This window comes from Candidatus Epulonipiscium viviparus, assembly GCF_030708075.1.
Classification (GTDB): domain Bacteria; phylum Bacillota; class Clostridia; order Lachnospirales; family Cellulosilyticaceae; genus Epulonipiscioides; species Epulonipiscioides viviparus.
The window spans coordinates 2606356-2629624 of sequence record NZ_CP117982.1 but is presented as its reverse complement, the minus strand read 5'-3'; the positions used below and the strand labels follow the sequence as shown (position 1 = coordinate 2629624).

Sequence of the window (23269 nt, the reverse complement as noted above, 5' to 3'; positions counted from 1 at the left end):
TAATCATACAAGAGACAATACAAGTAATAATTCTTCATATAAAAGGGATGAACACTTTGCGAAACTACAAAACAATTCTTCTTGCTACAATGAGTTTTGACATTGGGGGCGTGGAAACCCACGTTCTCGAACTTGCCACCGGACTACGGCAGCTTGGGTATACTCCAATTGTTGCATCAAACGGCGGGGTATATGTTGCTGAGTTAAAAAAACGTGGGATACAGCACATAAAGCTACCTTTGCATGACAAAAATCCAAAGAACATACTAGACTCATATATTTTGTTCAAAAAAGTTATAGAAAAAGAACAAATCGATATAGTCCACGCACACGCACGCATTCCTGCATTTACGCTTGGCTTGCTCCATAAGACTATGAAATTTCCTTTTGTTACCAGCGTCCACGCCCCTTTCAGCACCAGCCCAATATATAGGCTCAATTCTAATTGGGGCCAGGCCAGCATCGCTGTTAGCCAAGACTTGAAACAATACCTGATTGACAACTATAAAATTAATCCTCAGAATATTTTTGTTACTATTAATGGTATCAACCCAGAAACTTTTAGAAAAGATTTAGATACACATAGTATAGAAGAAACTTTTCATATCGATACTTCCAAAACCATAATTGGCCATATCAGTCGCCTAGATAGAGAACGCAGCTTGGTCGCGCAGCAACTTCTAGACTTAGCGTCGGATTTATATGCGCAACAACCAAACACTCAGATTGTCATTGTTGGCGATGGTGCGGACTTTGAATATATTCAGACCAAAGCAAATCATATCAACAAACAGCTGAGCACAAACTACATCGTTATGGCAGGGGCCAGTACCAAAGTCAACCAATTTTTAGCACTCACAGATATATTTGTAGGGGTCAGCCGTGCAGCGCTAGAAGCCATGTGCGCAAAATGCCCCACCATTATTGCAGGCAACGAAGGCTACATCGGAATTTTTGACCACACCAAGCTCACGACCGCAATGGAATCTAACTTTACGTGCAGAGGTGAAATTATGAGCAACCCCCAAATTCTTTTACAAGATATTCTCTCTTTGATCGACCTACCAGACAAAATAGTTCTCGGAGAATACAACCGCTCGATTGTTCTCAAAAATTACTCTATCCAAAAGATGACCCTCGACAACATCAAACTCTACGATAAGGTTTGGGCCCAACTTTGACTTACCGAAACACGCTAAAAGTGGCAAGCTTTATGGCCGCAATCACCATCATCTCCAAAGTACTAGGCCTTCTTCGTGAAATATTTTTGGCATCAATATATGGTGCCAGCTTTGAGCTCACTGCCTTTTTGGCGGCAAGCAAAATTCCCTTAACACTGTTTGACATCACTCTGGGTAGCGTCGTCAGTGCAGCATTTATTCCGATATACACTCAAATCACTGCAACAACTGGTGCAGCAGAAGCCAACGACTTTGCCACCGACTACACCAACTTGGTGCTAATGATTACCGCAACAGTTACTGTCGCAGGAATGATATTTGCCGCCCCCATAATCAGCTTTACACTTTCTGGTGCGGAAGAGGCCACACTCGACCTTGCCACACGCTTGTTACAAATCATGTTCCCCATGATCATTTTTACGGGCGTCGCATATACATTGGTGGGCATTTTAAATTGCAATCAAGAGTTTTATATTACTGCCATCTTAAGCTTGATATCAAACGCCGCGGTCATAGCATACTTGTGTTTTAATCGCAATATATATGGGCTTGCAGTAATGATGCTTGTGTCGTGGGCATTGCAAGTTGCGGTTCAAATCCCAGCAGCTTATAAATTTGGCTTTCGATACAAAATCCGCTTTGCAGTTGCCAGTACAAACATATGCGCAGCAGTCAAGCTGGCATTGCCAATATTAGTCAGCTCTTGGGCATACCCCGTTTCTTCTTTGATCAACATGAAAATGGCGTCATATATCGATGGCGGAAATGCAGTTAGTTATATGGAACTTGCCAACCGCCTATACGTTGTAATTTCTGGAATATTCGCCTACGTTATCTCCAACTTGAGCTATCCATATCTTGCGCGAGCCGCTACAGATGAATTTGTATCCCTGGTGCGCATCATACTAAAAAGCATTACATTTATCATCGTTCCTATTATGATTGGCCTGATTGTGTTAGGAGTTCCGATAGTCAGCTTTGCATATGAGCGCGGCAACTTTACTTCAGCAGACAGCTTGCAAACGGGCAGAGCGTTAACTAGCATTGGGTTCGCCATGCTGGCATTCTCATATAACGAGGCACTCAACAAGATTTTCTACGCAAAGAATCGCGCACGAGTTGCTATGCTCGCAGGAATTACAGGAGCAGTTTTCACCATTGCGTTATGCTTTATATTGCCAAAATATTTTGGAATTATGGGCTTGGGATTTTCTATTGCAGCTGGTGCAATCGCCACATTTGTAATCAACTTTTATCACCTGAACCAACTCTTTGCAAAGGTAATTACAGCAGCAGACTACCTAGAATTTGCCAAAATCGCTACTGCAGGATTAATTATGGGCATCACAGTATATTATGTCGAGCGATCGCTCACTGGGTCTGCCGCAAAAGTTTTCGTACCCACAATTTTAGGTGCTCTCGAATACTTTGCGTTGGCATTGATTTTTAGAGTAAAGATTTTAACCGAATTAATGAAAGGAGTATCAAATGGACAATAAATTTTTGATTCAGCAATACACTTCCAGTAGGATGTCGCAGTGTCTGGATAAAATATGCCGATTGTTTTCAAAGCTATGGGCGCAAAGTATCTTCTATCATATGATATTTGTGAATCCGTTTCGGCTGCAGCTTCAAGAGAGCCTAACTTTTCGAATATTCTTTTGGCCGTTTCAGCAGCTTAATGTTGTTGCCACAAAATTCGATGCAAAATATATACGTGACAGTTTTATACTTCGGCACTTTCGCAATTATTTGTATATGCTGATGCGGATTAATTCAACTTTGATCGGGGCCTTTATGTTAACCGTTGCGGTCTATGAGCTGGCCACTGCTGGAGTATCGGCACCTGCATTGATTATTTTTTTGATAGCAATTATATTTTTAATAGCCAAGGTAGATATGATCGAACTCATTTCTGGGAGCGCTATATTTACGAAATTATTTGAGATGGCCGACTTTAAGATTGTATGTATCGATTATCAGGCAAACAAAGTTTTAGCTGCGACTTATGGGGTAGCACTTGGGCTTATGTGCTCTGCAGTTTTGGCGTTTTCGGGAGTTGTTGCAGCATTTGCAGTAGCAGCTGGGCTCACGATTGTAGGCTTTGTATTCTTAAATCCTGTTTATGGTTTATATTTACTGGTACTTTCTGGGCCGATATTTGACACCAAGTTGATATTGGGCTTGACCGTGTTGGTTATTGTTTCAACATTTATACGAAATCTTTTAAACACAGAACATAAGTGGTTTTTAGATGACATCGGATTTATACTGATGGGGCTTTTAATAGTATATTTTTTCAGCGCTGTTTTATCATTTCAGCGACTAGCTAGCCTCTCAATCTTTGCCGTGTATGTGCTATTTATTGGATTTTATATAGTTGGGCTACAGTTACTAACAAGCCGCGAAATTATAATTCGATGCGTCAAACTTTTTGTGATTGCCGGAACCTTGGTTTCGATTTATGGAATTTTGCAATATGTATTTGGGTGGGGCATAAACCAAAATTGGATTGATCCTTCTGTGTTTTCGATTACAGACCGCGCATACTCGACGCTTGATAATCCAAACATTTTGGGAGTCTATCTCATACTCGCATTTATGATTACAGCAGGAGTATTGCTTACTCGAAAAACTCCTCACGCAATCTTTTTCTATGCCTGCGCGCTTGCTTCCATGGCAATATGCTTGGGGGCAACGTTCTCTCGCGGATGCTGGATCGGCCTTGCTATAGCCATTGCTATATTTATCACATTCTATAATGGAAAGCTTTGGGGGCTAGCAATCATTGCAATATTATTAGCGCCATTCATTTTGCCAGATTCTATTATCGAACGAATTTTAAGCATCGGCAATATGGAAGATACATCTACCGCAATTCGCGTCAAGATCTGGCTCTCTTCATTGCGCATTGGCTCAGACTTTTTCTTAACTGGAGCCGGGCTTGGTTCTGCGTCATTTGGGTATTTATATCCTTTTTATACCTATTATTATATTCCTGCACAGCACTCACATAACGCATTTTTTCAAATTTTTATAGAGGGCGGCGTTATTGGATTGGTGCTATTTTTATTTTCAATGTGGCGTATCGAAAAGCATCTAGCGCTTTGCTTCAACAAATACAAACGCAGCGAAACCGGCATTATTGCTTTAGCATTGATGTGTAGCATTGTAGGATTCTTTGTTCAAGGATTATTTGACTACCCGTTCTATAACTACCGGATTGTCTTTTTATTTTGGTTGATCATAACCCTAGGTAGTACATTATGTAAAAGAGGTGAGTGTGATTAAAATTTTACACGTATGTAGTGATACCAACATTGGTGGAGCTGGCAGATATTTATTAAACTTATATAACGCCAATGCGGCAGGCTTAGACTTATATTTTTTGTTGCCCACGCAAAGCAAATTGGCTGCAGTGTTAGCCGCAGCTGGAGCAAATGTTATCGAATTAGATATAGCAAAAGACGCCTCATGGGCAGCGAAAGACATCTACAAAATAGCACGTTTACTCAAGCGACTGCGTCCTGATATTGTTCATACTCATGCAAACTTCACAGCTCGAGTATCTGCCAAATTGGTGGGCATAGGCAAGATCGTATATACCAGACACTACGTCGAAACGGCGGCCTCCGCACCAAACAAGCTCAAACGCTGGCTCAACAACTTTCTATGCGATGCGGTGATAATTGCTTTGATAGCAGGAGAGGGCCCCGAAGAGGAGAACATACGCGAGCTTATCCGTCAAAAAAATCTCGATGAAGACACAATCCGAATAGTAGGATTTGTAGAAAACGTATCAGACATATTAAATGTGACCGATATCATATTGAACACTTCTACAACAGAAGCAAAAAGCCTCTCATTGCTAGAAGCTATGAGCATCGGAATTCCTGCAGTAGTATCAAATGTTGGAGGCAATCCCTCGCTTATCGCAAATGCCGAAAACGGGTTTGTCGTTGAGCAAGCAGATGCGGACGGCTTTGTTGCCCGCATAGCAGATCTGCTTTCGGATGCCGATTTGTATGCAGCAATGAGCGCCAACGCTATCAACCGATTTAACCAGAATCACCATGCGCATCAAATGGTTGCAAAGACCAAAAATTTTTATGAAAAAAAGGAGAATAACATTGAAGAGATTTAATATAATAGATTTTTTTATAGTTGCTGCCTTAGTTGTGGTTGCCATTGTTGGAATCACGATTTTAAACCGCGGTCCAATCGACTTTTCGCCCGATACTGTAAAGCTTCGGCTCCTAACTGAAATAGCAGCCAACGACCTATTTGTTCTCGATAAAATTAAGCCTGGACCAGTTTTTCTTAGCGTCGACAATGTATATACAGGCACTATCACCGATGTAGATCTCGAAGTTACTCAAATCAGAACCTTTGATAAGCATCTAGAAGCATACAAAATGGTCGATAGCATTTCTGGCAAATACAATGCTTACATTACTATCGAAGTAGACGCCGTTGAAACCGACCGCAACTTTACCATCGGCGATATCAATCTCAAAGTAGGCTCTCCTCTATTTATTAAAGCAAAAGAATACAATTCAAAAGCTCATATTTTAGAAATGGAGGTTATTGAATGAAACTTAAATATAATATTGTAGACCTTTTTGTTTGTATTATGATCATTGCTTTTTTCATTGGGGTCGGCATCAGATTTTTTCCTATATTTTCTATAAATAATATACAGGCAGTAAATACACCAAAAACCATCGAATATACCGTCGTTATCCGCGATGTTCGAGACTATACCGTCAATGCACTCAAGAAAGCCGGCGTTGCGTATACATCTAGTGGCACTGAAATGGGAACAATAATAGATGTATGGTCGAAGCCTTATACAGATATAGAAGTGCTAAACGACGGCACTCAATACAAATTAGCGGCACCAGATAAATACGAAGCGTATATTAAAATCCGCACCGAAGGTCGTGAAAGCGATATGCTTCTTATTGGCAGCTGCGGCACAGAATTATATTTGGGAGGACATATAGGCTGGTATACCAAATGGGTTAACATTATTAGTTCACAAATCGTGGAAATCGATATTCTTGAATAATATGAAGCGATACGTTATTTTTTTCTTACTACTTATCGTTTTCATGCTTACTACCATCAGAGTGTTAGATGAGATAAACAATAAGTACGTATCAGTTGGCATTCGCTATGAAGACGTGCTTGCAATTTCTGAAGCTGAGCTGAAGCCTATCGATATTGTTGTCGCAGAATTTAGGGCATTAGGGGTTACAACCCTCACTGTTGCAGTTGAATATTTGACCGATGTTGCAGACTTTGGTTTAAATATAATTCCCATTGTACGAGATGAACCTGCTGTTAACGGCGATTTTTCTTATGTATTTTTTGAAGAGGGCATCAAAGAAGATTGGGCCGCATTATATGGAGTAAGTTTGGTCGAATTTTTCACTACTGCGGCTCCCCAAGACTTTGCATATGCCAGACTTTACACCGACGAAACAGTTCCGCATATTTCAACTCCAGATAGGGTAGACCGATATCTTTTGGCATTAACCGAACGAACCAACACAATTTTTATCTTCACATTGGACGAATTTGGTATAGCAGCGCTCCGGAATGATATATTACTTTTTATTCGCTCTGCGACAGCTGATGGATATTTTGTGTCCGCAACAATTCCCAAGCGTATAAATGCTATATTTATTACAAATAATCTATTATTATATACATTACAAGCCGCTGCGTTGATTCTTGCAATAGTTTTTCCCGTTGCTTCAATTTGTAAATTTGCCTACTACCCAGTGGATTCTGCGTTGATCTGTTTTTTAAAAATTACGGCAACCACAACAATCGGCGCTATTGTCATAAGCTCTATCTTGGGGTTTGCAAATTTTCGGCTTGGCATAAATTTATTTCGTGGAGTCAAAGCTGCTCTAATTGAGCTTTTTTTTATATGGTTTTGTTGTTGGGTTCCTGCGCTCAGTTTTGGTGTAGCCATCGTAATGTTTTTTGCCTCTCACAGGGGATAATCTCCCAGCGAGTATTTTCTGCGACAAAAGTGGGTGGCTGCTCTCCCTCCGGGGCTGCTACTTGGAAGGCTGCACGCTTTCTGGTCTCGTCTGTGTCTAGTGGGTTATTATGCGTCTTTAGTCGATGCGTGTTGGTTGCTGGAAATCTTTCTTATTACGTAACACTGGTTATTAGGCAAGTATTTTCGAGTGCAGTGTCTGAGAATTGATATCGTTTTTTTTGGGATGTTGCGTTTCTGTTGGTGTTTGTCCGTGCCGTCAATAGATATGTGTTTTTGTGGTGGATTGGGGCATCACTTCTTCTTTTATTCACTTGTAGTGTTTTTTATTGTATAGAGCATTAAGTGTTACCTGTGTTTGGTGGTTCTGGGGTGTTGTGTTTTTCTCTCGCGTAGGTTTTGTTCTTTGAAGTGTAGGATTATGGTGGGTCTAGTATGCTATGTACAATAGACGTACTATTGACATGTCATCTGCATACAACCGATGTTATCGTCTCTTTATTTGTGAAGAGCAGATCTATTGGCATAGTGTTTGTGAGAGGGTGCGTTTGATTCTTGAGATAATTTATAGTGGTATAATGGTGATGAACCAATGGATAAAAAAATACGAATAGTAATATCCGGTTATTATGGGTTTGATAATACGGGTGACGAGGCAATTCTTTTTGCTATAATAAACATGTTGCGAGCAAATATTAAAAATATCGAAATAGTTGTACTTTCTAATAACCCTCAAGCCACCACCATTGCATATAATGTGCAAGCAGTAAATCGATTTAGCCTCCACTCTATTATTAGCGCCATAAAAAACTGTGATCTTCTAATTAGTGGCGGTGGAAGTCTTCTTCAAGATATAACAAGCCCTAAGACCATACCATATTATCTGTTGATAGTTCAAATAGCCCTTCTTTTTAAAAGGAAAGTAGTTTTTTATTCACAAGGTATTGGTCCTGTAAATCATCAAACAAATAGGTATCTAATTAAGAAAGTAGCCAACAAAGTCAATCAAATATTTGTGCGTGATCAAAAATCTCGTCAGCTGCTTATAAATATGGGTGTGCATACTGCAATAGACATATCCCCCGACCCAGTTTTTGCCTTAAAATTGGATACCTCTCTCAATAAGAAAATAAAGAAAGAGCTGCAATATAAAAAAACAGTTGGTATATATATAAGGCCTTGGAAAAATCAGGCTCAAATAGTAGATGCCATCATCCAAACTGTCAATTATCTAATTAAGCAAGAGTACCATGTGTATTTTATTTGTATGCAACCCAGCCAGGATACGCAAATAGCCAAATACGTTGCGAAGCATGTTGGGCACACCCATATCAAAGTTATAGAGCATCCTCTAACCATCAACGAAACGCTAAGCTATACAGCGAATTTTGATTTTATAATAGGAATGCGTCTTCATAGCCTTATTATGGCAATTGTCGTACAAACTCCTGTAATAGCCTTATCTTATGACCCCAAAGTAGAAAATATAATGAATGAAATGCATATAGCGCATCAAATTCAAATAGAAGAAATTTCATTTGCCAAGCTTAAAGAGCAAATAGATTATATTAGACAAAACATCAACTTAGAACGAGAAAAGCAAATAGATATAGAAGATATTCAAAAGCCAATCCATTATATCAAAAATTTATTATTAAACAGTTAGGAGATCTTATGAGAAAACAGCTCAATATACTAAATGTATTAGTGGATAATATTACAATGCAGCAAGCTGTCTTTGCTGCCAACCAATTTCTTACAAAGTCTAATCGCTTGCGTTTAATATGTACTCCAAATCCAGAAATCATAATGCGTGCAAAACAAGACAAAGAACTATTAGCAATTCTAAATTCTGCCGATATGGTAATTCCTGATGGGATAGGAGTTGTCATTGCATCCAAGATTTTAACAAAGAACGGTTTACGCGAGCGCGTTGCGGGCTATGACTTGGTACAAAATCTTATGAAAGAAGGCAATAACAGATTTTACTTTTTGGGTGGCGAAGCAGGAGTAGCCAAATCTGCGGCCCGCAACATGAAGAGCAAATATCCTAATATGGATGTAGTTGGTTATTGTGATGGCTATTTTCAACCCGAAAATGAACGATCTATTATTAGGGATATCAACGCATCTGAGGCAAACATTCTACTTGTCGGCCTTGGCTCACCAAAGCAAGAAGTCTTTATAAATAAGCATCGAAAACGGCTTAAAAATATTAAAGTGGCTATAGGCGTTGGTGGAAGCTTTGATGTTATGGCAGGCAAAGTAAAGAGAGCACCCAAAATTTTTAGACAACTAGGGTTAGAATGGTTTTATAGATTAGTTAAGGAGCCTTCGCGAGCAAAGCGAATGCTAAAACTTCCTGTTTTTTTATTTGAAGTTATATATTGTAAGCTAACTATCAATCCCTAGGACATTCTAAACAAAAAACAGCCCACCAGTATCTTTAGGTTTATTATTATATACTAATAATTATTAGTTTTTGCTGCCGTTAAAATTTTAATATCAAAAACAAATACCAATAAAAGTTCATTACTTTTTAGGTATATCTAAAAAAAACAGTTGTCCATTTATATCATCCTTCCCTTCTAAGTCTAATTGACATGTATTTTTTAGATGTGTATCTATAATTACCAAAAAAACTGATTTTTTTTCATAAAAAAAGCGAATAGCATTTATTCCAAAAAGGTGCTATACTTTCACTATGAAAAATTAATTAGGGAGGAATTTAAACATGGCAGGATTAAGTTTAAAGAATATTTATAAAGTGTATCCAAATGGATTCACAGCAGTTAAGGATTTCAGTCTCGAAATAGCAGATAAAGAGTTTGTTATTTTTGTAGGCCCATCTGGATGTGGAAAATCAACTACACTTCGTATGATTGCAGGCCTTGAAGAGATTTCAGAAGGTGAATTATACATTGGAACCAAGCAATGTAACGATGTTGCTCCTAAAGATAGAGATATTGCAATGGTTTTCCAAAACTATGCTCTTTACCCTCACATGACTGTTTATGATAATATGGCATTTGGTCTTAAACTTAGAAAAACTCCAAAAGCCGAAATTGATAAACGCGTTCGTGAGGCTGCTAGAATTCTTGATATCGAAGCATGCTTAGACAGAAAGCCAAAAGCTCTTTCTGGTGGACAAAGACAAAGGGTTGCAATGGGTCGTGCAATTGTTCGTGAGCCAAAAGTATTCCTTATGGACGAACCTTTGTCAAACCTAGATGCAAAGCTTCGTGTTCAGATGAGAACTGAAATTTCTAAGCTTCACCAAAAACTTCAAACCACCTTTATTTACGTTACACACGACCAGGTAGAGGCTATGACATTAGGTACTCGCATCGTCGTTATGAAAGATGGTATTATTAAACAAGTAGATACTCCGGGCATACTTTATTCTAAGCCAAACAACCTTTTCGTTGCTGGATTCATTGGATCTCCTCAAATGAACTTTATCGAAACAGTTGTTAGTAAAGACGGCGACAACTATGTATTAACTTTTGGAAAATCTTCATTAGTTCTTCCAGAAAGCAAAGTTGCTAAACTTGAGCCATATATCGAAAAAACTATAATGTTAGGCATCAGACCAGAGCACACTGCAGACTTGGATACTGTTGCTGAGTATGAGATTGATAAATATTCAGAAGTTAAAGCACAAGTCGAAGTTACCGAGCAATTGGGTTCTGAAACCTTCCTATATATGGTTTGTGAGGGTATAAATATGACTGGTAGAGTTGATCCTTCTTGTAAGGCAGAACCAGGCAGCACTGTTAGACTTGGTTTTGATAAAGAAAAAATTCACTTATTTGATATTGAAACTGAATTAACAATCACAAACTAATACTTAATAAAAAGGTAGATTGAAATATATCTGCCTTTTTATATGCAAAAAAAATAGCCCGCTTCCCATAAGGAATTGAGCTACTTCTACTTAAATTAATTCTATAATAACTTCAGGAGCCGCATCGCCTTTTCTGGCACCTAATTTAGTGATTCTTGTGTATCCACCATTTCTATCAATGTATTTAGGAGCAATCTCACTAAAAACTTTATCCACTAAATCAACCTTTACAGCTTTGCGCTTTTTCATTTTTGAAACTTCTGTTACAGGGTATAAAACTTTTAACATTTGTCTTCTGGCATGAAGTCTTGAAGGGCTATCTTTTTTAATAGTTTTTTGAACTTCTTCGAAAACGATCTCAGTTTTCTTGCCTTCTTCCTTAATTTTTACACGTCTGCCATCTGCATCTTTTTTAGGGACTTTTGCAGTTACAGTAATTTCTTCATAGTTATTGTGTTCACGAACGCCCATAGCAATAATCTTTTCTGCAATTTTTCGAATTTCTTTTGCTTTGGCTTCTGTAGTTTTAATCTTTCCATGATAGATTAGATTGGTTACTTGATTGCGAAGTAAAGCTTTTCTAGCAGATGCATAACGTCCTAATTTTCTTTGTGACATTTCTGTTTTTCCCTCCTTTTTCCTTTTGTTACTCTTCAGTAGGTCTCAAAGACAGACCTAAATCTTCCAATTTCTTAAAGACTTCTTCCAAAGATTTACGTCCAAGATTACGCACTTTCATCATTTCTTCTTCAGTCTTATTAGTAAGATCCTGAACATTATTGATTCCAGCTCGTTTTAAACAGTTAAATGATCTAACCGACAAGTCCAACTCTTCAATTGTCATCTCTAATGTTTTCTCTTTGGTATCATCTTCTTTTGTAATCATAATTTCTGCACGCTTAGCATGCTCAGATAAATCGATAAAAATACTTAAATGCTCACTCAAAACTTTTGCCGCAAGACTTATCGCCTCATCTGGACGAATAGTACCTTTTGTAAAAACTTCAAGAGTAAGTCTATCGAAATCTGTTTGTTGTCCTACACGGGTGTCTTCCACTTTAAAATTGACTCTTTCAACAGGAGTGTAACTTGCATCTACAGGAATTACTCCAATAAGAAGTTCAGACTTTTTTAATTTACTTATGCCTTCATATCCACGTCCATTTGTAATTGTAAGTTCTGCATATAATTTAGTATTTTTATCTCCATCTAAAGTTGCTATATACATTTCAGGATTTAAAATTTCAACACCCAAAGGGCATTTTATATCCTCTGCTGTAACTACACCTTCTCCAGTTACCTCTATATATGCTATCTTAGGTTCTTGAGTAGCGCTCGAATCTCTAATACACAGTCCTTTAAGATTTAAGATTATTTCTAATACATCTTCTTTAACACCGGGTATAGTACTAAACTCATGCAATACTCCTTCAAATTTAACATTGCTTACTGCAGAACCAGGTAACGTAGATAATAAAATTCTTCTTAGTCCATTTCCTAAGGTCATCCCATAACCTCTCTCAAGCGGTTCAATTACAAAGCAACCATACTTACCATCCTCTGATAAGGCTTTTATTTCAATACTGGGTTTTTCAAATTCCAACACCCATTAACCCCTCCTTCATCATTAATCCTCTTTGGGGCACAATTATACTCTTCTTCTCTTAGGTGGTCTACAGCCATTGTGTGGAACAGGTGTTACATCTTTAATCAAAGTAACCTCAAGACCCGCCGCTTGAAGAGCACGAATTGCCGCTTCTCTTCCCGAGCCAGGTCCTTTTACCATAACTTCAACTTGTTTCAAACCATATTCCATAGCTGCCGCTGCCGCTGTTTCAGCCGCCATTTGCGCTGCATATGGTGTAGATTTTCTAGAACCACGAAAACCAAGTCCACCAGCACTTGCCCATGAAAGAGCGTTTCCGTTTGCATCTGTTAGGGTAACCATTGTGTTATTAAATGTTGACTGGATATGAGCCATTCCTTTCTCAACATTTTTTCTGTCACGACGTCTTTTATTAGTAGACTTTTTGGCATTTTTCTTTACTGCCGCCATTATTTAACCTCCTTTATTTAACGACTATTTTTTCTTATTAGCCACAGTTTTCTTAGGGCCTTTTCTTGTTCTTGCATTAGTTTTTGTCTTTTGACCACGAACTGGAAGTCCACGTCTATGACGAATTCCTCTATAAGAACCAATCTCAACAAGTCGTTTAATATTAAGAGCAACTTCACGACGAAGGTCACCTTCAACCATCATAGTTTTTTCAATTTCCGCTCTTATTTTATCTGCTTGTTCGTCAGTTAAGTCTTTAACTCTAGTATCAAAGTCTATCCCAACTGCTTCTAAAATTTTTCTTGAACTTGGTCTGCCTATACCATAAATATAAGTTAGTCCAATCTCAACACGTTTATTTTTTGGTAAGTCAACACCTGCTATACGTGCCATCTAAAATTACACCTCCTTTATAATCAGCCTTGTTTTTGCTTGTGTTTTGGATTTTCGCAAATAACACATACTCGGCCTTTTCTTTTAATTACCTTGCATTTTTCACATATCTTTTTTACAGATGGGCGCACTTTCATTATAGTTCTCCTTTCTCTACTTAGAACGCCAAATAATACGTCCTTTAGTGAGATCATACGGCGAAAGCTCAACCGTAACTTTATCCCCTGGCAGAACTCTTATAAAATTCATTCTAAGTTTACCAGATATATGACCAAGTACGACATGGCCACCTTCGATTTCAACTTTAAACATTGCATTAGGCAATTTTTCAAGTATCGTTCCTTCTACTTCTATTACATCATTTTTAGCCAAGTTACAAACCTCCTTCCAAATACTCGCAAATTGTGTGCCACAAAACATTATCTGTTATTATTTCACCATTAACTATTCTATTCTTTATAATAGCAAAATTAGTATTAGTAAATTGAAGATGTTTCATTTTTTTTCGCTTGGGAGCATCAACTTTTCGGTGTTTTCCATCTGCCACAAACGCATATTCGTCTTCAATTCCTATAATTACTAATGGCTTAGTTTTATCTCTGCCCGCTTTTGAATAAACAAGTTGCCCTATTTTAACTTTTTCAGTCATTACCTCTCCTCCGGTTCGAGTGTCAATATCAGAGGCTCATTTTCTGTAATTATAATAGTATTTTCATAGTGTGCAGACGGCAGTCCATCTCGAGTTACATAAGTCCAATCATCATTTTTGACATATACCTGCCAAGTTCCAAGATTTATCATAGGCTCAATAGCAAGAGCCATCCCAGGTTCTAGTAATACTCCCCTGCCTTTGGGTTTATAGTTTGGAACTTGAGGATCTTCATGAACTTTTTTTCCGATTCCATGCCCAACTAAGTCCCTAACAACTCCATATCCATGTGACTCACAATAATCCTGTATTGTCTGTGAAATTTGCCCCAAATGACATCCCGAACGAGCAAATTTCATAGCCTCAAAGAAGCTTTGTTTGGTAACTTTCATAAGCTCTAAAACTTCTGGAGCTACATTTCCTATTGCATGAGTTCTTGCCGCATCAGAATGATAGCCCTTATAAAAGACTCCCATATCAACACTGACAATATCTCCATTTTTTAATTTGCGCTCAGTTGGCAAACCGTGCACCACTTCTTCGTTAATTGAAATACAAGCAGATGCTGGGTATCCGTATAACCCCTTAAAAGATGGAACAGCATTATAGGATCGGATAAATTTATCTGCTAACTCATTTAGTTCTCGTGTAGTTATTCCAACATTCATATGTTTAGCTATATATTTATGAGCTTCTATTAAAATGTCAGCTGCCTCTCCCATAATTGCTATCTCTTTTTCGGTTTTTATGGATATTGCCATATTACTCTACTCCTAGCGCTTTTTTTACCCGAAGATTAATTGAGCTAACAGAGCCAATTCCATCAATTTCCACAAGCTTACCTTGTGCGTTATAATAATCAATTAATGGCTGGGTCTGTTCGTGATAAATCTTCAAACGTTTCTTTACAGTTTCCTCTTTATCATCATTTCGTTGAACGAGTTCGGAATTACAGTTATCACAACTGCCTTTCACTTTCTCGATCTTAAACTGCTTATGGTATGGAGTACCACATCCAGAGCAAACTGTTCTTCCTGACATACGTGTTACAATTTCTTCATCAGGCACTTCAACATCAATCACTTTGTCAAGAGTTATATCAAGCTCTTTTAATAGGTCATCTAACGCTTGTGCCTGCGCAATTGTACGCGGAAAACCATCAAAGATAATTCCATTTTTACAATCATCTTTTACAATTCTATCTTTTACTATTTCAATAGTTAACTCATCAGGGACAAGTTTTCCTTCATCCATATAAGTCTTAGCTTTTATTCCAAGCTCCGTGCCTTGTGACAAATGAGCACGAAACATATTTCCTGTGGAAATAATTGGAATATGAAACAACTCAGTTAGCATCTCCGCTTGTGTTCCTTTACCCGCTCCTGGTGCTCCCAATAAAATTAGTCTCATTTTTATCTACATTCCCTTCTATTATAAAAATCCTTTATATGATCTCATAAGTGTTTGAGATTCTATTCCCTTGACCGTTTCCAACGCAACCCCTACAACGATTAATAAAGAGGTGCCTGCAAAGGCGATTGGTAAATTCAAAAAAACTTGAAAAAGAACAGGTGTTAAAGCTAGAATTGATAGAAAAATTGCACCCATTAGTGTAACATGAGTCGCTATTTTTGAAAGGTAATCCGAGGTTGGTTTACCAGGTCTAATTCCAGGAATAAATCCTCCACTTTTTTTCATATTTGCTGCAATATCCACTGGATTAAATGCAATCGAAGAATAAAAGAAAGCAAATGCAAAAATTAATACTACATATATAGTTCCACCTATAGGAGTAGTCCATCTAAGATTATCTATTACCATAAGCCAACTTTCAGATGGGTTTTTTATAAATATATTGGTGACTATCTCTGGAAATTGAATGAGTGACATGGCAAAAATCACAGGTAATACCCCAGCTAAATTTACTTTAATAGGGATATTTTGAGTTTGCCCACCATACATTTTTCTTCCAGACATCCTCTTAGCATATTGTACAGGGACTCTACGTTCTCCAAGAGACATTAAAACTGCAAAACCTATCATGATTACAATTAATGCGACTGCTATAACTGCAATTGGTATATCTGTACTTCTCAGTGTGGTTACGGTTTGTGGTAACGTTGACACAATATTAACAAAGATTATCAAAGAAATCCCGTTTCCAACACCTTTTACACCCATCTGTTCTCCAATCCACATAACTAACAATGAACCAGCAACAAATGAAAGTAACGTTAAGCAAAAGTAAAGTGGCGTCTGCGCCAATAAAATATTTTGATTATAGAGCAAAAGAGTTGTAGCTCCACCTTGCATAGTTGCAATAACCAGCGTTAAATACCGCGTTATTCTATTAATCCGTTTTCTACCGTCTTCACCTTCCTTAGATATTTCCTCTAACTTAGTAAATGCAATTGTTAAGAGTTGAATAATGATTGACGATGTGATATATGGCCCAACACCAAATGCAAAAATAGCCATAGTGGAAAACCCGCCACCAGTAAAGACATTTATCAGTCCTAGTAGATTGTTATCTCCAATATTAGCCAACATTTCTTCAATTGCTGTTGGATTTACCCCCGGGGCGGGGATAATTGCTCCTATTCTAAGCAAAGCCATCATCCAAAAAGTAAACATTATTCTTTTTCTCAGATCTGGTACTTTCCAAGCCGTCCTAAGAGTTTTAAACACCCTACATCACCTCGACTTTGCCACCCAAAGCTTCAATCTTTTGCTTTGCCCCCTCGCTAAAAGCATTAGCGGTAACATTTAATTTTTTAACTAACTCACCTTTTGCAAGAATTTTTACGCCATCTCTAGGATTTTTAACGATTCCTGCTTCTTTCATAGCAGCTACAGTAATATCTGCTCCATCTTCAAAACGATTTAGAAGCTCTACATTAATTCCCACTATATCCTTAGAATTTCTATTAGTAAATCCACGCTTAGGAATACGTCTGTATAAAGGCATCTGACCTCCTTCGAAACCAGGTCTTACGCCACCGCCAGTTCTAGAGTTTTGACCATCGCGACCACGCCCAGCAAATTTACCGTTTCCAGAACCATGTCCACGACCAACGCGGAAAGGTTCTTTCTTAGCGCCTTCACATGGTTTTAAACTAGATAAATCCATTCTTACACCTCCTTTATTTTCTATTCATTAACTTCTTCTACTTTTACTAGATGGCTAACTTGTCTTGCCATTCCACGAACTGCAGCATTGTCTTGGTGAATATTAAAACTGTTTAACTTGCGAAGCCCAAGAGCCTCTACTGTTTTTTTGTGTTTCGGAATAGCGCCTATAGTAGATTTAATAAGAGTTATTTTAATCTTTGCCATGTCGTCCTCCTAACCCAAAATCTCTTCAACAGTTTTTCCACGTAATTTAGCAACCTGATTTGGTGTTTTAAGAGCTGCAAGCCCTTCGATAGTCGCATGAACTACATTTTTCTTATTGTTAGAACCCAAAGATTTTGTTCTAATATTTCTAATTCCAGCAAGCTCAAGCACCGCACGTGCAGGACCTCCTGCAATAACTCCTGTTCCTTCAAAGGCTGGCTTCAATAAAACGCTAGCTCCACCAAAATCTCCCACAAGAGGATGGTAAATACTGTCTACATCATTTCTTTCGATAAAAATCAGGTTTTTCTTAGCATCTTCTATTCCTTTTTTAATAGCATCAGGAATTTCCATAGCCTTGCCTAATCCTACGCCAACATGACCATTTCTATCTCCAACAACTACTAAAGCTGAAAAACGAAAAGTACGTCCGCCCTTAACAACTTTTGTTACTCTCTTAATAGTAACAACTTTTTCTTCAAGTTCCATTGATTTATAATCAAACAATTGTCTTCTTGCCACTGTATCGTTCTCCTTTCTTTAGAATTGTAATCCTGCTTCTCTAGCAGCATCAGCTAGGGCCTTAACACGTCCGTGATAAACAAATCCACCGCGGTCAAATACCACTTCATTAACGCCTTTTGCCATAGCATTTTTTGCAATTAAACTACCAACTTTTTTAGCAGCTTCTATATCCGCACCTTTTTCCAATTTTTGCTCTTTAGCAATACTCGACGCAGAAGCAATAGTTATGCCTTTAACATCATCAATAACCTGAGCATATATATGCTTTTCGCTTCTAAACACAGAAAGTCTTGGCTTATTGCTAGTGCCCGAAATTTTGTTACGAACTTTTTTGTGTTTTTTCTCGCGAATAGCAGTACGTGATTCTTTGTGTACCATTAGTTTTCTCCTTTACCGATTATTTTTTACCAGTTTTACCTTCTTTACGTCTTATAACCTCATTAACATACTTAATACCTTTGCCTTTATATGGCTCTGGTGGACGTTTAATTCTGATCTCAGCCGCAAACTGACCAACGTGTTCTTTATTTATACCTGCAACAATAATCTTATTCCCCTCAATAGTTGTTGTAATTCCCTCTGGGTCTTGCATTTCAACTGGATGAGAATATCCTAAAGATAAAACTAATTTCTTACCTTGCTTTTGAGCTCTATATCCAACACCGTTAATTTCTAATTCTTTAGTATATCCAGCAGTTACTCCGGTTACCATATTAAAAATTAAGCTTCTAGTTAAACCATGTAAAGCTCTATTTCTTTTTAAATCATTTGGTCTTTTAACTATCACATGATTATCTTCTATTGAAATATTCATCGCCTTATCAAAAGACTTTTCTAGTGTTCCTTTTGGACCTTTAACAGTAACCAGATTTTCATCTCCAAGAGTAACTGTAGTTCCCGCTGGAACTTCTATTGGCATTCTACCAATACGTGACATGCCCTGCACCTCCTTTATCTTTTACCAAATAAATGCTATAATTTCGCCACCTATTTTTTGTTTTCTAGCTGCTTTGTCAGTAACTACACCTTTGCTAGTTGAAATAATAGCAGTTCCTAAACCTCCTAAAACTTTTGGCAAATGATCGGTATCTGTATATACACGTAAGCCAGGCTTTGAGATTTTCTTAATACCAGAAATAACTTTCTCATTTTTGGTTTTTCCGTATTTAAGCTTCATACGAATAGTCTGCTTAACACCATCTTCTATTACTTCATAACCTTTAATATAACCTTCTTCTAACAAAATTTCTGAAATAGCTTTTTTCATCTTAGAAGCCGGAATTTCCACACTATCATGTTTTGCAGTGTTCGCATTTCTAATTCTAGTTAGCATATCTGCAATAGGGTCACTCATTGTCATCTTTCACAATCCTCCTTTCTCTATAATTTACCAGCTTGCTTTTTTAACGCCTGGGATTTGTCCTTTATACGCCAATTCTCTAAAGCAAACACGACATATACCATATTTTCTAATATAGGCATGTGGACGGCCACAAATTCTACATCTAGAATATGCCTGAGTAGAAAACTTAGCTGGTCTTTGTTGCTTCACTTTCATAGATTTTTTTGCCATGATAACCTCCTCTTAAAGTTTAGCCCTTATTTTTGGAATGGCATACCAAATTGAGTTAATAGCTCTCTTGATTCTTCATCAGTCTTTGCGGTAGTTACAACAATTATATCCATACCGCGTACTTTATCAATTTTATCATATTCGATCTCCGGAAAAATAAGCTGTTCTTTAACACCCATAGCATAGTTTCCACGACCATCAAAAGATTTAGAACTTACACCTCTAAAGTCACGAACACGAGGAAGCGCTACATTTACAAGTCTATCTAAGAATTCATACATTTTAGCTCCTCTTAGAGTAACTTTGCATCCAATAGGCATTCCTTCACGAAGTTTAAAAGCCGCAACAGATTTCTTTGCTTTAGTTATAATAGGTTTTTGACCAGAGATCATTTCCATATCTTTTGATGCGCTTTCAAGAATTTTCGCATTATCCTTAGCTTCACCAATAGCCATATTAACAACTATTTTTTCAACTTTTGGTACTTCCATTCTATTTTTATAGTGAAATTTTTCCATCATTGAATTTACGATTTTTTCGTTATATTCTGTTTTTAATCTAGCAGTCACTTAAGTTTTCTCCTTCCTTGCTTATTTATCTATTTCGATACGCTCGCCTTTTACAATAGCCACACGAACTTTGCTTCCATCTTCTTTTACATTAACACCCAAACGAACAGGATCGCCTTTGTAAGAATACATTACATTAGAAATGTGAACTGGCATCTCTTTTTCAATTCTGCCACCTTGGTTATTAGTTGCTGTTGGCTTAAAGTGCTTAGTACCCATATTTAAACCTTCTACAACAACTCTATCTTTTTTTCTGTCAATATAAGTGATAACACCTTCTGCAGAGCTGTTTTTGGTTCTTTTATCTTTACCAGCGATTATAATTACTTTATCGCCTTTTTTTAGCTTTGTTTTCATCTTTGCCTCCTATAAAACCTCAGGAGCAAGGGATAAGATTTTTGTATACTTTCTCTCTCTTAACTCTCTTGCTACTGGTCCAAATATACGAGTCCCTCTTGGATTTTTATCTTCTCTGATAATAACCGCTGCATTTTCGTCAAAACGAATATATGACCCGTCTGCTCTTCTTATCTCCTTAACTGTACGAACAACAACCGCTTTTACAACATCGCCCTTTTTGACAACGCCTCCGGGTGTTGCTTGTTTTACCGAAGCAACAATGACGTCACCGACACCAGCATAGCGTCTTGTTGAGCCGCCCATTACACGAATACAAAGTAATTCTTTTGCACCGGTGTTGTCTGCAACTTTTAATCTGCTTTCTTGTTGGATCACTGTAAGGTTCCTCCTTCTTTACAATAATAACTCAAATTATTTCGCTTTTTCAACAACTTCTACTAGTCTATATCTTTTCATTTTAGATAAAGGTCTAGTTTCCATAACCTTCACACGATCGCCTTTTTGACATTCGTTTTTTTCATCGTGTGCGTGTAGCTTATATGTTCTCTTTATAATTTTGCCATAAAGAGGATGCTTAACACTATTTACCACGGCTACAGTAATTGTTTTATCCATTTTATCACTTGTCACAATACCAACTAAGGTTTTGCGTAAATTTCTTTCAGCCACTTTTTTTCCTCCTATCCTTATTTATGACATTTGCAAGATTTCTCTTTGCATGCTTTTCTTTTCTCACGTGAACCCTTAAGCAACTGCTCTTTAGGCTCTTGTTGAGTAAGAATTGTTTGAATACGAGCAATGTTTTTTCTAACATCTTTAATACGAGCTGTATTATCTAACTGATTGGTAGCATTTTGAAATCTTAGATTAAAAAGTTCTTTTTTTGCACTCACCAATTCAGCATGTAACTCTTCAGCGGTTTTACCTCTTAAATCATTCAAAATTTCTTTAGTTTTCACTACCATCACCTGCCATTTCTTGTTCCACACGAGAAACTACCTTACACTTGATCGGCAACTTATGCACTGCTAATCTAAGAGCTTCTCTTGCTACTTCTTCTGCTACGCCTGAAAGTTCAAACATAACACGACCTGGTTTTACAACGGCTACCCAATATTCAGGCGAACCTTTACCAGAACCCATCCTTGTTTCAGCTGGTTTCGCTGTTACAGGTTTATCAGGGAATATCTTAATCCAAACTTTACCACCACGTTTAATATAACGAGTCATTGCGATACGTGCTGATTCGATTTGATTAGATTTAATCCAACCAGGTTCTAACGCTACAATACCATACTCACCATAAGTTATCTTGTTACCACGAGTAGCTTTGCCTTTCATACGCCCACGAAACTGTCTACGGCGTTTTACTCTTTTTGGCATTAACATTATTTTTCGCTCCCTTCCTTAACTGTTTTTTGAGGAAGTACTTCTCCTTTGTAGATCCATACTTTAATACCAAGCTTACCATAAGTGGTATCTGCTTCTGCAAATCCATACTCAATATCAGCTCTTAGTGTTTGAAGAGGAATAGTCCCTTCAGAGTATGCCTCAGTTCTTGCCATTTCTGCTCCACCTAAACGGCCTGAGCAAGAAACTTTAATACCCTTGGCGCCTGCTTTAATAGCACGACCCATAACTTGTTTCATCGCTCTACGAAATGCAGTACGATTTTCAAGCTGCAGCGCAACATTTTCTGCTGCTAACTGAGCATTAACTTCTGGTCTGTCAATTTGTACGATATTAATAGAAACGCGGTCTTTTGTCATTTTTTGAACTTCTTGACGAAGAGCCTCAATAGATGCGCCACCTTTACCGATTACAATACCAGGTTTAGCAGTTGAAACGTGAACTCTAAGCTTTCCTGCCATTCTCTCGATTTCTATTTTATCGATACCAGCCACATAAAGCTTTTTCTTGATAAATTTTCTAATTTTATCATCTTCAACAAGGTAATCTGCGAATTTTTTCTTATCTGCAAACCATCTTGCGTCCCAATCTTTAATAATTCCTACTCTTAATCCATGAGGATTTACTTTTTGACCCATTTTTAACCTCCTATCCTAGATTTCTCTCATTTAATACCACAGTCACGTGGCTAGTTTTCTTTTCAATTCTAAATGCACGACCCTGAGCTCGTGGACGAATTCTTTTAAGAGTAGGTCCTTGAGTAGCATATGCTTCTTGAATATACAAATTTGCTGCACTAAGTCCGCTATTATGCTCTGCATTAGCAACAGCAGAATTTAAAACTTTCATTATAACATCTGCTGCATATCTCGGTGTATAACGTAAAATACCAATCGCAGTCGCCACATCTTTGCCCTTAATTTGATCTAATACAATCTTAGCTTTTGAACTAGAAAGTCTTACATGTCTAGCTTTGGCATATGGTCTTTCTTCTTTTTGAGTTTCATTTCTGTCTCTTTTGATTTGGGATCTGTGTCCTTTAGCCATCTTAATTCTCCTTTCTATAAATTATCTAACTCTAGATCTCTTATCGGCATCTTTACCATGTCCACGATAAGTTCTAGTGAGAGCAAATTCACCTAACTTATGACCAACCATATCTTCAGTAATAAATACTGGAACATGCTTTCTGCCATCATGAAGAGCAATTGTATGCCCTACCATAGAGGGAAAAATAGTAGATCTGCGAGACCAACTTTTAATTACTTTTTTCTCGTCTGCAGCATTCATAGCATCTATTTTTTTAAGAAGATGAGCATCAGCAAACGGTCCTTTTTTTATTGAACGAGCCACT

Annotated in this window: 35 protein-coding genes and 1 pseudogene; 10 read left to right on the top strand and 26 right to left on the bottom strand. The window is 37.6% G+C overall.

Annotated elements, in window-relative coordinates:
- The first annotated feature begins 56 nt into the window (after nucleotides 1–56).
- From PCY70_RS11165 to PCY70_RS11120, 10 genes are all read left to right on the top strand, one after another.
- Complete coding sequence (locus PCY70_RS11165) at nucleotides 57–1181, top strand: glycosyltransferase (RefSeq protein ID WP_305767388.1); 1125 nt, start codon at nucleotides 57–59, stop codon at nucleotides 1179–1181.
- A gap of 20 nt (nucleotides 1182–1201) precedes the next feature.
- Complete coding sequence (gene murJ / locus PCY70_RS11160) at nucleotides 1202–2680, top strand: murein biosynthesis integral membrane protein MurJ (RefSeq protein WP_305768972.1); 1479 nt, start codon at nucleotides 1202–1204, stop codon at nucleotides 2678–2680.
- Nucleotides 2670–4472, top strand: coding sequence for an O-antigen ligase family protein (locus PCY70_RS11155; RefSeq protein ID WP_305767387.1), 1803 nt, complete (start codon nucleotides 2670–2672; stop codon nucleotides 4470–4472). The genes murJ and PCY70_RS11155 overlap by 11 nt, the downstream gene beginning before the upstream one ends.
- Nucleotides 4465–5325 (top strand): glycosyltransferase family 4 protein, encoded by an 861-nt coding sequence (locus tag PCY70_RS11150; protein WP_305767386.1) that lies wholly within the window; start codon nucleotides 4465–4467, stop codon nucleotides 5323–5325. Before PCY70_RS11155 ends, PCY70_RS11150 begins: the two co-directional genes overlap by 8 nt.
- A complete protein-coding gene (locus PCY70_RS11145; RefSeq protein ID WP_305767385.1) occupies nucleotides 5312–5776 on the top strand; it encodes a DUF4330 family protein in 465 nt (154 codons plus the stop codon). The genes PCY70_RS11150 and PCY70_RS11145 overlap by 14 nt, the downstream gene beginning before the upstream one ends.
- Entirely contained in the window at nucleotides 5773–6252 is a 480-nt protein-coding gene (locus PCY70_RS11140; RefSeq protein ID WP_010167319.1) for a DUF4330 domain-containing protein, read from the top strand. Before PCY70_RS11145 ends, PCY70_RS11140 begins: the two co-directional genes overlap by 4 nt.
- Nucleotide 6253: 1 nt before the next feature.
- The gene (locus PCY70_RS11135; RefSeq protein ID WP_323132701.1) at nucleotides 6254–7198 is read left to right on the top strand and encodes a DUF5693 family protein; all 945 of its coding nucleotides are present in this window, start codon (nucleotides 6254–6256) and stop codon (nucleotides 7196–7198) included.
- 591 nt (nucleotides 7199–7789) lie between these two features.
- Entirely contained in the window at nucleotides 7790–8863 is a 1074-nt protein-coding gene (gene csaB, locus PCY70_RS11130; protein ID WP_010167321.1) for a polysaccharide pyruvyl transferase CsaB, read from the top strand.
- 8 nt (nucleotides 8864–8871) lie between these two features.
- Nucleotides 8872–9609 carry a WecB/TagA/CpsF family glycosyltransferase gene (locus PCY70_RS11125; protein WP_010167322.1) on the top strand — a complete coding sequence of 246 codons (738 nt, stop codon included), beginning with the start codon at nucleotides 8872–8874 and terminating at the stop codon, nucleotides 9607–9609.
- A gap of 322 nt (nucleotides 9610–9931) precedes the next feature.
- A complete protein-coding gene (locus PCY70_RS11120; protein WP_010167323.1) occupies nucleotides 9932–11044 on the top strand; it encodes an ABC transporter ATP-binding protein in 1113 nt (370 codons plus the stop codon).
- A 90-nt stretch (nucleotides 11045–11134) separates the two neighbouring features.
- Here the strand turns inward: PCY70_RS11120 and PCY70_RS11115 are convergent, their stop codons facing one another.
- The 26 genes and pseudogenes from PCY70_RS11115 to rpsS all read right to left on the bottom strand — a co-directional run bounded on the left by PCY70_RS11115 (nucleotide 11135) and on the right by rpsS (nucleotide 23268).
- Nucleotides 11135–11662: a bL17 family ribosomal protein gene (locus PCY70_RS11115; RefSeq protein WP_010167324.1), complete on the bottom strand. Its 528-nt coding sequence runs from the start codon at nucleotides 11660–11662 to the stop codon at nucleotides 11135–11137.
- Between the two features lie 28 nt (nucleotides 11663–11690).
- A complete protein-coding gene (locus tag PCY70_RS11110; RefSeq protein WP_010167325.1) occupies nucleotides 11691–12650 on the bottom strand; it encodes a DNA-directed RNA polymerase subunit alpha in 960 nt (319 codons plus the stop codon).
- Between the two features lie 42 nt (nucleotides 12651–12692).
- Nucleotides 12693–13100 (bottom strand): 30S ribosomal protein S11, encoded by a 408-nt coding sequence (gene rpsK, locus PCY70_RS11105; RefSeq protein WP_010167326.1) that lies wholly within the window; start codon nucleotides 13098–13100, stop codon nucleotides 12693–12695.
- Between the two features lie 24 nt (nucleotides 13101–13124).
- The gene (gene rpsM / locus PCY70_RS11100; RefSeq protein WP_010167327.1) at nucleotides 13125–13493 is read right to left on the bottom strand and encodes a 30S ribosomal protein S13; all 369 of its coding nucleotides are present in this window, start codon (nucleotides 13491–13493) and stop codon (nucleotides 13125–13127) included.
- Between the two features lie 23 nt (nucleotides 13494–13516).
- The gene (gene rpmJ / locus PCY70_RS11095) at nucleotides 13517–13630 is read right to left on the bottom strand and encodes a 50S ribosomal protein L36 (RefSeq protein WP_010167328.1); all 114 of its coding nucleotides are present in this window, start codon (nucleotides 13628–13630) and stop codon (nucleotides 13517–13519) included.
- 16 nt (nucleotides 13631–13646) lie between these two features.
- Nucleotides 13647–13865 (bottom strand): translation initiation factor IF-1, encoded by a 219-nt coding sequence (gene infA / locus PCY70_RS11090; RefSeq protein WP_010167329.1) that lies wholly within the window; start codon nucleotides 13863–13865, stop codon nucleotides 13647–13649.
- Between the two features lies 1 nt (nucleotide 13866).
- The gene (locus tag PCY70_RS11085) at nucleotides 13867–14142 is read right to left on the bottom strand and encodes a KOW domain-containing RNA-binding protein (RefSeq protein WP_010167330.1); all 276 of its coding nucleotides are present in this window, start codon (nucleotides 14140–14142) and stop codon (nucleotides 13867–13869) included.
- Nucleotides 14142–14903: a type I methionyl aminopeptidase gene (gene map / locus PCY70_RS11080; RefSeq protein WP_010167331.1), complete on the bottom strand. Its 762-nt coding sequence runs from the start codon at nucleotides 14901–14903 to the stop codon at nucleotides 14142–14144. Before map ends, PCY70_RS11085 begins: the two co-directional genes overlap by 1 nt.
- Nucleotide 14904: 1 nt before the next feature.
- Nucleotides 14905–15552 carry an adenylate kinase gene (locus PCY70_RS11075; protein ID WP_305767383.1) on the bottom strand — a complete coding sequence of 216 codons (648 nt, stop codon included), beginning with the start codon at nucleotides 15550–15552 and terminating at the stop codon, nucleotides 14905–14907.
- Between the two features lie 21 nt (nucleotides 15553–15573).
- Nucleotides 15574–16830 (bottom strand): preprotein translocase subunit SecY, encoded by a 1257-nt coding sequence (gene secY, locus PCY70_RS11070; protein WP_029488054.1) that lies wholly within the window; start codon nucleotides 16828–16830, stop codon nucleotides 15574–15576.
- Between the two features lies 1 nt (nucleotide 16831).
- Nucleotides 16832–17272, bottom strand: coding sequence for a 50S ribosomal protein L15 (gene rplO, locus PCY70_RS11065; protein WP_305767382.1), 441 nt, complete (start codon nucleotides 17270–17272; stop codon nucleotides 16832–16834).
- A gap of 20 nt (nucleotides 17273–17292) precedes the next feature.
- Nucleotides 17293–17478 carry a 50S ribosomal protein L30 gene (gene rpmD / locus PCY70_RS11060; RefSeq protein WP_010167335.1) on the bottom strand — a complete coding sequence of 62 codons (186 nt, stop codon included), beginning with the start codon at nucleotides 17476–17478 and terminating at the stop codon, nucleotides 17293–17295.
- A gap of 9 nt (nucleotides 17479–17487) precedes the next feature.
- Nucleotides 17488–17967: a 30S ribosomal protein S5 gene (gene rpsE, locus PCY70_RS11055; protein ID WP_044149590.1), complete on the bottom strand. Its 480-nt coding sequence runs from the start codon at nucleotides 17965–17967 to the stop codon at nucleotides 17488–17490.
- A 51-nt stretch (nucleotides 17968–18018) separates the two neighbouring features.
- Nucleotides 18019–18381, bottom strand: coding sequence for a 50S ribosomal protein L18 (gene rplR, locus PCY70_RS11050; RefSeq protein ID WP_029488055.1), 363 nt, complete (start codon nucleotides 18379–18381; stop codon nucleotides 18019–18021).
- A gap of 19 nt (nucleotides 18382–18400) precedes the next feature.
- Complete coding sequence (rplF, locus tag PCY70_RS11045; protein ID WP_010167339.1) at nucleotides 18401–18940, bottom strand: 50S ribosomal protein L6; 540 nt, start codon at nucleotides 18938–18940, stop codon at nucleotides 18401–18403.
- Between the two features lie 21 nt (nucleotides 18941–18961).
- Entirely contained in the window at nucleotides 18962–19363 is a 402-nt protein-coding gene (gene rpsH, locus PCY70_RS11040) for a 30S ribosomal protein S8 (RefSeq protein ID WP_010167340.1), read from the bottom strand.
- A 27-nt stretch (nucleotides 19364–19390) separates the two neighbouring features.
- Nucleotides 19391–19576, bottom strand: coding sequence for a type Z 30S ribosomal protein S14 (locus PCY70_RS11035; protein WP_010167341.1), 186 nt, complete (start codon nucleotides 19574–19576; stop codon nucleotides 19391–19393).
- A 26-nt stretch (nucleotides 19577–19602) separates the two neighbouring features.
- Nucleotides 19603–20145 carry a 50S ribosomal protein L5 gene (gene rplE / locus PCY70_RS11030; protein WP_305767381.1) on the bottom strand — a complete coding sequence of 181 codons (543 nt, stop codon included), beginning with the start codon at nucleotides 20143–20145 and terminating at the stop codon, nucleotides 19603–19605.
- 21 nt (nucleotides 20146–20166) lie between these two features.
- The gene (rplX, locus tag PCY70_RS11025; protein ID WP_010167343.1) at nucleotides 20167–20502 is read right to left on the bottom strand and encodes a 50S ribosomal protein L24; all 336 of its coding nucleotides are present in this window, start codon (nucleotides 20500–20502) and stop codon (nucleotides 20167–20169) included.
- Between the two features lie 9 nt (nucleotides 20503–20511).
- Complete coding sequence (rplN, locus tag PCY70_RS11020; protein WP_010167344.1) at nucleotides 20512–20880, bottom strand: 50S ribosomal protein L14; 369 nt, start codon at nucleotides 20878–20880, stop codon at nucleotides 20512–20514.
- A 36-nt stretch (nucleotides 20881–20916) separates the two neighbouring features.
- Nucleotides 20917–21174, bottom strand: coding sequence for a 30S ribosomal protein S17 (gene rpsQ, locus PCY70_RS11015; RefSeq protein WP_010167345.1), 258 nt, complete (start codon nucleotides 21172–21174; stop codon nucleotides 20917–20919).
- A 98-nt stretch (nucleotides 21175–21272) separates the two neighbouring features.
- Nucleotides 21273–21470: pseudogene (rpmC, locus tag PCY70_RS11010) on the bottom strand (50S ribosomal protein L29); the annotation flags it as partial.
- Nucleotides 21454–21894 (bottom strand): 50S ribosomal protein L16, encoded by a 441-nt coding sequence (gene rplP, locus PCY70_RS11005; RefSeq protein WP_010167347.1) that lies wholly within the window; start codon nucleotides 21892–21894, stop codon nucleotides 21454–21456. The gene rplP and the pseudogene rpmC, both read right to left, overlap by 17 nt.
- Complete coding sequence (gene rpsC, locus PCY70_RS11000; protein ID WP_029488056.1) at nucleotides 21894–22553, bottom strand: 30S ribosomal protein S3; 660 nt, start codon at nucleotides 22551–22553, stop codon at nucleotides 21894–21896. Before rpsC ends, rplP begins: the two co-directional genes overlap by 1 nt.
- Before the next feature lie 10 nt (nucleotides 22554–22563).
- A complete protein-coding gene (rplV, locus tag PCY70_RS10995; protein ID WP_010167349.1) occupies nucleotides 22564–22962 on the bottom strand; it encodes a 50S ribosomal protein L22 in 399 nt (132 codons plus the stop codon).
- A 21-nt stretch (nucleotides 22963–22983) separates the two neighbouring features.
- On the bottom strand, nucleotides 22984–23268 hold the full coding sequence (gene rpsS, locus PCY70_RS10990) for a 30S ribosomal protein S19 (protein WP_010167350.1): 285 nt from the start codon (nucleotides 23266–23268) through the stop codon (nucleotides 22984–22986).
- Nucleotide 23269 lies beyond the last annotated feature (1 nt).

Bases quoted from the DNA above. Each gene is read 5' to 3' on its own strand.
- PCY70_RS11155 (WP_305767387.1), top strand. From the start codon at position 2,670: ATGGACAATAAATTTTTGATTCAGCAATACACTTCCAGTAGGATGTCG.
- PCY70_RS11140 (WP_010167319.1), top strand. From the start codon at position 5,773: ATGAAACTTAAATATAATATTGTAGACCTTTTTGTTTGTATTATGATC.
- PCY70_RS11135 (WP_323132701.1), top strand. From the start codon at position 6,254: ATGAAGCGATACGTTATTTTTTTCTTACTACTTATCGTTTTCATGCTT.
- csaB (WP_010167321.1), top strand. From the start codon at position 7,790: ATGGATAAAAAAATACGAATAGTAATATCCGGTTATTATGGGTTTGAT.
- PCY70_RS11125 (WP_010167322.1), top strand. From the start codon at position 8,872: ATGAGAAAACAGCTCAATATACTAAATGTATTAGTGGATAATATTACA.
- PCY70_RS11120 (WP_010167323.1), top strand. From the start codon at position 9,932: ATGGCAGGATTAAGTTTAAAGAATATTTATAAAGTGTATCCAAATGGA.
- PCY70_RS11115 (WP_010167324.1), bottom strand. From the start codon at position 11,662: ATGTCACAAAGAAAATTAGGACGTTATGCATCTGCTAGAAAAGCTTTA.
- rpsK (WP_010167326.1), bottom strand. From the start codon at position 13,100: ATGGCGGCAGTAAAGAAAAATGCCAAAAAGTCTACTAATAAAAGACGT.
- rpsM (WP_010167327.1), bottom strand. From the start codon at position 13,493: ATGGCACGTATAGCAGGTGTTGACTTACCAAAAAATAAACGTGTTGAG.
- rpmJ (WP_010167328.1), bottom strand. From the start codon at position 13,630: ATGAAAGTGCGCCCATCTGTAAAAAAGATATGTGAAAAATGCAAGGTA.
- PCY70_RS11085 (WP_010167330.1), bottom strand. From the start codon at position 14,142: ATGACTGAAAAAGTTAAAATAGGGCAACTTGTTTATTCAAAAGCGGGC.
- map (WP_010167331.1), bottom strand. From the start codon at position 14,903: ATGGCAATATCCATAAAAACCGAAAAAGAGATAGCAATTATGGGAGAG.
- PCY70_RS11075 (WP_305767383.1), bottom strand. From the start codon at position 15,552: ATGAGACTAATTTTATTGGGAGCACCAGGAGCGGGTAAAGGAACACAA.
- rplO (WP_305767382.1), bottom strand. From the start codon at position 17,272: ATGGATTTATCTAGTTTAAAACCATGTGAAGGCGCTAAGAAAGAACCT.
- rpmD (WP_010167335.1), bottom strand. From the start codon at position 17,478: ATGGCAAAGATTAAAATAACTCTTATTAAATCTACTATAGGCGCTATT.
- rpsE (WP_044149590.1), bottom strand. From the start codon at position 17,967: ATGGAACTTGAAGAAAAAGTTGTTACTATTAAGAGAGTAACAAAAGTT.
- rplR (WP_029488055.1), bottom strand. From the start codon at position 18,381: ATGGTACACAAAGAATCACGTACTGCTATTCGCGAGAAAAAACACAAA.
- rplF (WP_010167339.1), bottom strand. From the start codon at position 18,940: ATGTCACGTATTGGTAGAATGCCAATAGAAGTTCCAGCGGGAACTACA.
- rpsH (WP_010167340.1), bottom strand. From the start codon at position 19,363: ATGACAATGAGTGACCCTATTGCAGATATGCTAACTAGAATTAGAAAT.
- PCY70_RS11035 (WP_010167341.1), bottom strand. From the start codon at position 19,576: ATGGCAAAAAAATCTATGAAAGTGAAGCAACAAAGACCAGCTAAGTTT.
- rplX (WP_010167343.1), bottom strand. From the start codon at position 20,502: ATGAAAACAAAGCTAAAAAAAGGCGATAAAGTAATTATAATCGCTGGT.
- rplP (WP_010167347.1), bottom strand. From the start codon at position 21,894: ATGTTAATGCCAAAAAGAGTAAAACGCCGTAGACAGTTTCGTGGGCGT.
- rpsC (WP_029488056.1), bottom strand. From the start codon at position 22,553: ATGGGTCAAAAAGTAAATCCTCATGGATTAAGAGTAGGAATTATTAAA.
- rplV (WP_010167349.1), bottom strand. From the start codon at position 22,962: ATGGCTAAAGGACACAGATCCCAAATCAAAAGAGACAGAAATGAAACT.